The 1030-nt window shown below is 67.6% G+C and carries 1 protein-coding gene and 1 pseudogene; both read left to right on the forward strand.

Annotated elements, in window-relative coordinates:
• On the forward strand, window positions 1-340 hold a 340-nt coding region (locus tag EN749_RS36280; RefSeq protein ID WP_145991197.1), incomplete at its 5' end, for a DUF3085 domain-containing protein.
• Window positions 341-425: 85 nt separating this feature from the next.
• Window positions 426-1030 (forward strand): annotated as a pseudogene (locus EN749_RS36285) (class I SAM-dependent methyltransferase); the annotation flags it as partial.

Raw genomic sequence — 1030 nt, forward strand, 5'->3', positions numbered from 1 at the left:
GGCCGTCAATGGCGGCTTTCGCAATCCCTACTACGGCACCCGCCCCGGCGAGGGCGAGAAGCCCGGCCTGTGGCTGGTCGGCGACGAGGGCGTCTACATCATGTCCAACGGCAAACTGGCCGAAGGATCGCGCGCCCTCGTCGTCTATGCCGAGCAGTGCCATCCCAAGGGCGACGGCGACTGGTGGGACTACAAGCGCCGCCACTTCGGGGCCGATGACGGTATCGAGTTCATCGAGGCCGAGCGGCTGATCCCGCTTTTCGACCGCAACATGGGTGCCACGCACCTCAATGTGCAGCTCACCGAGACCGAAATCGCGCTCTCGCTGATCACCCGCTGACTTTTTCAAACCCGCGACGCCGATCGCCCGGCCAAGTCCGCTTGGCCGGTCGGTCGCGGACGCCTTCCCTCAAGGAGACTTTCCAATGTCCAATGACGATCCCTTCACCCTCGACCTGTTCGGCAATACCGCGCTGTCATCCGGCCTCGGTCTCGGCGTCACCGCCTTCGGCAGCGATTTCGGAGCCGAGGATCCTGTGGACGAACGGCCTTCACCCCCGGCCGCGCCGGTCCCTCAAGCAAAGCCCGTCCCGCAGCTCACCAGACACGGGCGAGTCAATACAGCCACGGCTCGCGGCCAGAGCTTCTTTCTCGAAGGCGATCGCGGCCTGGCAAGGGGCCGGAAGCAGCGCGCCCGCGACAATCTCGCCGCCATTCGGCTCGCCGCGGAAATCGAGGCCGAGGACCGGCCGGCGACGACCGAGGAGCAGGCCCGGCTCGTCCGCTTCACCGGCTTCGGGGCCTCGGACCTCGCCAATGCCGTGTTCCGCCGTCCGGGCGAAACCGCTTTCCGGGACGGCTGGGACGAGATCGGCGCCGACCTCGAGGACGCGGTGTCGCGTCAGGACTATGCCTCGCTGGCGCGCTGCACGCAGTATGCCCATTTCACGCCGGAGTTCATCGTCCGGTCGATGTGGTCCGGCCTGCAGCGGCTCGGCTGGCGCGGCGGCCGGGTGCTCGAACCCGGCAT

Origin of the sequence: Mesorhizobium sp. M7A.F.Ca.ET.027.02.1.1 (assembly GCF_004022985.1) — a bacterium.
Classification (GTDB): Bacteria; Pseudomonadota; Alphaproteobacteria; order Rhizobiales; family Rhizobiaceae; genus Mesorhizobium.